Here is a 6,055-nt window from a genome sequence, read left to right as displayed (position 1 = left end):
ACTTTTTATTCAAAGAATACATGAGCTTAAACATTCATTACCAAGAAGACTTTAAAGACCGCCACATTGCGCCTAATACTGATGACACAAACGCAATGCTAACCACGCTTGGCGTTGGTTCTGTTGACGAATTAATAGAACAAACTGTTCCACAAAAGATCAGGTTGAAACAACCGTTAAATTTGCCAAAAGCAAAATCTGAAACAGATTACCTGAGCAGCTTAAGACAAACTGCTTCTTTAAACAAAGTTTTCAAATCATATATCGGTCAGGGATATTATGATACTTTAACTCCCGGTGTAATTTTACGTAATGTAATGGAAAACCCGGGATGGTATACTCAATATACTCCTTACCAGGCTGAAATTGCTCAGGGTCGTTTACAGGCTTTGTTGAATTTCCAGACTATGGTTATTGATCTTACCGGTATGGAAATAGCAAATGCATCACTTCTTGATGAAGGTACTGCTGCTGCTGAGGCCATGTTTATGCAATATAGCCTGCGCAAAAATCAACAGGCAACTAAATTCTTTGTTTCTGAATTGTTATTTCCTCAAACAATCGACATCTTAAAAACCCGTGCAAATCCTTTTGGAATTGAATTGGTAATTGGTGCGCATGACTCGTTTGAGCTAAATGAAGAATTCTTCGGAGCAATTATTCAATATCCTGCCGGAAACGGTGAAGTATTTGATTATACTGCTTTTGCTCAAAAAGCACATGAAAAAAATGTTAAAGTTACAGTTGTTGCCGACTTACTTAGCTTAACCTTATTAACTCCTCCGGGAGAGTGGGGCGCAGATGTTGTAGTTGGAACAACACAACGTTTTGGTGTACCAATGGGATTTGGTGGGCCTCATGCTGCGTTTTTTGCGACTAAAGATGAATACAAACGCTCAATCCCAGGACGTATCATTGGTGTAACCATCGATAGTAATAACAACTATGCCTTACGCATGGCTTTGCAAACAAGAGAGCAACATATCCGTAGAGATAAAGCTACTTCTAACATTTGTACAGCACAGGCACTATTGGCTATTATGGCTGGTTTCTACGCTGTTTATCATGGCCCTAAAGGATTAAAGCTTATTGCAGAGCGTACACACGGCCTGGCAATTACATTAGCTAAATCATTAGAGAAAATAGGCTACAAACAGTTAAACAAAGCATATTTCGACACCATTCAGTTAGACCTTGGCGATTTAGTTGATTCTATTCACAGAGAATGCATCGACAATGAAATCAACCTTAACTATAAAGGAAGTGTAGTTACCATCGCTCTTGATGAAACTACTTCAGTTGAAGATATAAAGCTATTAACTAAAATATTCTCAAAAGTAAAAGCAATTGCTGCTGATGCTGTTGAGCTGGCTGATGAAAACGTTGAAACTGTAATTCCTGCAAATTTACAACGTAAATCTGCCTATTTAACACATCCGGTATTTAACGCGCACCATTCTGAACATGAAATGTTGCGTTATATAAAATCATTAGAGACTAAAGATCTTTCTCTTTGTCATTCGATGATTGCTTTGGGTTCATGTACAATGAAGCTAAATGCAACAACTGAAATGATTCCGGTTACATGGCCTGAATTTGGCAAAGTGCATCCTTTTGCTCCTGCTGATCAGGTAGCTGGATACTATACGGTATTTAATGAGCTTGACAGATGGTTAAGTGAAATTACCGGTTTTGCTGCTATGAGTTTACAGCCAAACGCCGGTGCTCAAGGCGAGTATGCAGGTTTAATGGTAATCAGAGCTTACCATCAGGATCGTGGCGATGCTCATCGTAACATCGCGTTAATCCCTTCGTCTGCTCATGGAACTAACCCGGCTTCTGCGGCAATGGCAGGTATGAAGATTGTGGTTGTAAAATCATTAGAAAACGGAAATATTGATGTTGAGGATTTAAAAGCTAAAGCAATTGAACATGCAGCCAATCTTTCTTGTTTAATGGTAACCTACCCTTCTACACACGGTGTATTTGAAGAAAGCATAGTAGACATTTGTAACATCATTCACGAAAATGGTGGCCAGGTTTACATGGATGGAGCCAACATGAATGCTCAGGTTGGTTTAACCAGCCCTGCAAATATCGGTGCCGATGTTTGTCACCTTAACTTACATAAAACATTCTGTATTCCTCACGGTGGTGGTGGCCCTGGCATGGGTCCGATTGGCGTTGCAAAACACCTTGTCCCTTATTTACCAGGACATGCCGTGGTAGACATCAATAATGATAAATCCATTCATGCAGTTTCTTCGGCACCATGGGGTTCAGCTTCAATTCTGATCATATCTCATGCTTATATAGCAATGATGGGTAGCGAAGGATTAACCAACGCTACAAAGTATGCGATATTGAATGCCAACTATATGAAGGCTCGTTTAGAAAAACATTATCCTGTACTTTATTCAGGCGCTAATGGCCGTTGTGCACACGAAATGATCTTAGATTGCCGAGGATTTAAAAACTTCGGTATTGAGGTTGTTGATATTGCAAAACGCTTGATGGATTACGGATTCCATGCGCCTACTGTTTCTTTCCCGGTTGCCGGAACATTAATGGTTGAGCCAACAGAAAGTGAGCCTAAACATGAGTTAGATCGTTTCTGTGATGCTTTAATTGCCATTAGAAATGAAATAACTGCCGTTGAAACTGGCGAGCTTGACAAAACTGATAACCCACTAAAAAATGCTCCGCACACTGCAGCTGTAGTAACCGGTAATGAATGGAATCATGGCTACAGCAGACAAACTGCAGCCTTCCCACTACCTTATGTAGCTGCTTACAAATTCTGGCCATCGGTTGGAAGAGTAAATGATTCATTTGGCGACAGATCATTGGTTTGTGCTTGCCCGCCGATTGAAAGCTATGCAGAAGATCTAGCTTAAAAACTTATCATAGGTCAACTTTGGCCGTTAAACCTTTTGATACATTTGTTCTATTAAATGTATCAAAAGGCTAAAACAGACCTTAGTATTAAAAAATTAAATTAGAATACAATGAAATTAAAAATCACTTCGCTGGCATTACTTTTAATAGTATTTGTCTCTTCGGCATTTATTGCTCCTGTGTTTAAGGCAACTACTTATAAAGTGGATGTTGAGAAATCATCATTAACATGGGTTGGCAAAAAACTTACAGGCAGTCACAATGGAACTATCGATCTTCAGTCAGGAAGTTTGATTTTCAATGATAAAAAACTGGCAGGTGGCAATTTCACTATAAATATGGCAACGATTAAAGATGCCGACAAAAGTGAAAAGTTAGAAGGCCATTTAAAAGCGGATGACTTTTTTGGAGTTGATAAATTTGCAACCTCTGCTTTTGTAATTAAAAAGATTACAAATACAGGAGCCAATACGGCAAATGTAACAGGTAATCTTACCATTAAAGGCATTACAAATTCTATCACTTTCCCTGCAACTATTGCCTGGAATGCAGATGGATCAGTAACTGCTACCGCTGAAAAAGTTACTGTGGACAGGACTAAATTTGGTATTAAATTTAGATCAAAAGGAATGTTCCCTGATGTTGGCGATAAAATGATCTATGATGATTTTGAACTGACACTCTAGAATCAATATGCTTGTAATTGATGATGATGACATCAATATATTTATCATAAAAAAAGTGATAGAAAAGACAGGCTATGAGGTAGACATGATTTCGAAAAGTAATGGCCAATTAGCTGTAGATTATTTAACCAGCATCGCTAATAATGTAGAAATTTTTCCACACATCATCTTGGTTGACATCAACATGCCTGTTCTTAATGGCTGGGAATTTCTGGAAGTTTATGAAAAACTTAACATCCAGCGCCAAAAGGTTTTCTTGTATATGCTCTCTTCATCTGTTTATGAGTATGATATTGAGAAAGCTAAAGGCTTCAAATCGGTTGATGGATTTATTTCTAAACCTTTAACCATAGAAAGGCTTAAAGAGCTTTTACAGTTGGTTGTTCCTTAAATTATTTTAAACTGCCCATCGGTATAGGTTATATAACCGGTAGCCTTACTTTTTGCATGATAAAAAAGGCAATTCCAATTCTCTTCTGCTGCTTTTTTGCCAAACTCTTCTCGTAGTTCCATTGCCTTTCGACCATCGAAATCATATTTGGCAATAAATCTCCTTAACAGCTCTTCAGGTTCGGGTAAAACATCACCTCCAAAAAACACTTTATCTACCCCATCGTCCAATAAAAACACCTGATGAAACGGACAGTGTGCCCCCGTTAGTTCATAACTAATCTCATCAGTAAGCTGACCAGAGTTTTCAACAAATTTCAGTTGTGCATTGCGCTGTAAAAAATCAAATATTTCAGTTTTATAAGATGAAGAGGTGTTTGTAAACGCATTCTCCCACTCTCCATGTTGAATAACATAAGTTGCATGCGGAAAGCTTAATTCCACACTACCATCTAGCTTGTTATGAACCATACCTCCAGAATGATCAAAATGCAGGTGAGACATTAAAACCATGTCTACATCCTCAGGATCAAAACCAGCTTTCCTGATATTTTTATGTAAAATCAGCTGCCCATCCTCATCACTATACCCTAAGCCTGTATCGAACAAAACAAGACTATTTTTTAGCTTAACTAAAAAGGGTTGTACGTGTATAAAAAGGGAGGCAGGGCGATCTTTAGGATTATCTTTTTCGGCATTAAAAGGTATAAATTTTTTAGTAGCGTCTACAGAATAAGATCCTTCGTATAAAGTGAAAACTTGCAATGGCGTAGTTATTAGTAAGAAAATTAAATGATATATTTACAACAATATCATTGCAAAGATAGGGAACCTCCATGAAGTTAACACGCTGGCAATAAAATAAACAGAAGTTTATGCAAGCTTCGCAGAGAAAAAGAAGACAGGTATTAGATGAAAAAAAGATGGGTGCAGGCCGCAAAGGGCAATACAGAAACAACAGATTTGCTTGCACAACAATTAAACATAGACAATAGCTTAGCACAAATATTAGTTCAAAGGGGTATTTCTTCCTTTGATATTGCACGTGACTATTTTAGGCCTCAGATGTCTCATTTACATGATCCTTTTTTGATGAAGGATATGGATAAAGCCATCGATCGAATTGACGTAGCCCTAGCCAAAAAAGAAAAAATATTAATATATGGAGACTATGATGTTGATGGCACAACATCAGTTGCGCTTGCATTCAGTTTCTTTAGTCAATTTACATCAGACATTGAATATTATATTCCCGATAGGCATAAAGAAGGCTATGGCATTTCAACAGCTGGAATTGATTATGCTGCAAAAAATGGCTTTACTTTAATCATTGCTCTTGATTGCGGAATAAAATCTAATGACAAAATTGCTTACGCTAATACCTTAAATATAGATTTTATTATTTGCGATCACCATTTACCCAGCGATGAACTTCCCGCAGCAATCGCAATACTTGATCCCAAACGTAATGACTGCGCCTACCCTTTTAAAGAACTTGCAGGCTGCGGTATTGGGTTTAAACTTGCCCAGGCTTATTGTGACACACATCAGCTACCTGCCGAAAATTATGAGCAGTATATAGACTTAGTAATGGTAAGTATTGCTGCGGATATTGTACCAGTAATTGATGAGAACAGAATCCTAGCGTATCATGGCTTAATTAAGTTAAATGCTAAGCCTTGTGTTGGATTAAAGGCGTTAATGGAAATTTCCGGAAAGAGCAAGGATTACACACTTACAGACGTAGTGTTTACATTGGCGCCCCGAATAAATGCGGCAGGAAGAATGGATCATGCATCGGAAGCTGTTAAAATGTTACTTTGTACTGAAAGTTCTCTGGCTCAGGAACAGAGTTTATTTATCAACATACAGAACACTGATCGTAAAACATCCGATCAAAACATGACTGCCGAAGCACTTGCTTTGATTGAAGAATGCGATATCCTTGTAAATAAAAAAACTACAGTGGTGTATCATGAAAGCTGGAATAAAGGCGTAATTGGGATTGTTGCTTCGAGGTTGATTGAAAAATACTATCGACCAACTGTTGTGCTTACAGCTTCAAATGGATTACTTACGGG

5 protein-coding genes are annotated in these 6,055 nt (G+C 38.0%); 4 read left to right on the top strand and 1 reads right to left on the bottom strand.

Annotation, left to right across the window (positions count from 1 at the left end):
* The first annotated feature begins 20 nt into the window (after nt 1–20).
* The 3 genes from gcvP to AC1DDX_RS25165 all read left to right on the top strand — a co-directional run bounded on the left by gcvP (nt 21) and on the right by AC1DDX_RS25165 (nt 3,975).
* A complete protein-coding gene (gene gcvP, locus AC1DDX_RS25175) occupies nt 21–2,897 on the top strand; it encodes an aminomethyl-transferring glycine dehydrogenase (RefSeq protein WP_172659342.1) in 2,877 nt (958 codons plus the stop codon).
* A gap of 111 nt (nt 2,898–3,008) precedes the next feature.
* Nucleotides 3,009–3,584, top strand: a complete 576-nt coding sequence (locus AC1DDX_RS25170; protein ID WP_477622805.1) for a YceI family protein — start codon at nt 3,009–3,011, stop codon at nt 3,582–3,584.
* 7 nt (nt 3,585–3,591) lie between these two features.
* Complete coding sequence (locus AC1DDX_RS25165) at nt 3,592–3,975, top strand: response regulator (RefSeq protein ID WP_477622804.1); 384 nt, start codon at nt 3,592–3,594, stop codon at nt 3,973–3,975.
* Here AC1DDX_RS25165 and AC1DDX_RS25160 read toward each other — a convergent pair.
* Entirely contained in the window at nt 3,972–4,739 is a 768-nt protein-coding gene (locus AC1DDX_RS25160) for an MBL fold metallo-hydrolase (RefSeq protein ID WP_172659339.1), read from the bottom strand. The genes AC1DDX_RS25165 and AC1DDX_RS25160 overlap by 4 nt on opposite strands.
* Nucleotides 4,740–4,886: 147 nt before the next feature.
* On the opposite strand from AC1DDX_RS25160, the gene AC1DDX_RS25155 reads away from it, so the two are divergent.
* Nucleotides 4,887–6,055: single-stranded-DNA-specific exonuclease RecJ (locus AC1DDX_RS25155; RefSeq protein WP_477622803.1), on the top strand; the 1,169-nt coding region annotated here is incomplete at its 3' end.

This window comes from Pedobacter sp. 10L46_2, from assembly GCF_056395165.1.
The sequence above is the reverse complement of the archived record's forward strand: the minus strand, read 5'-3'. Positions and strand labels throughout refer to the sequence as shown.

Coding starts and splice junctions, on each gene's coding strand:
- gcvP (WP_172659342.1), top strand. CDS start 21: ATGAGCTTAAACATTCATTACCAAGAAGACTTTAAAGACCGCCACATT.
- AC1DDX_RS25170 (WP_477622805.1), top strand. CDS start 3,009: ATGAAATTAAAAATCACTTCGCTGGCATTACTTTTAATAGTATTTGTC.
- AC1DDX_RS25165 (WP_477622804.1), top strand. CDS start 3,592: ATGCTTGTAATTGATGATGATGACATCAATATATTTATCATAAAAAAA.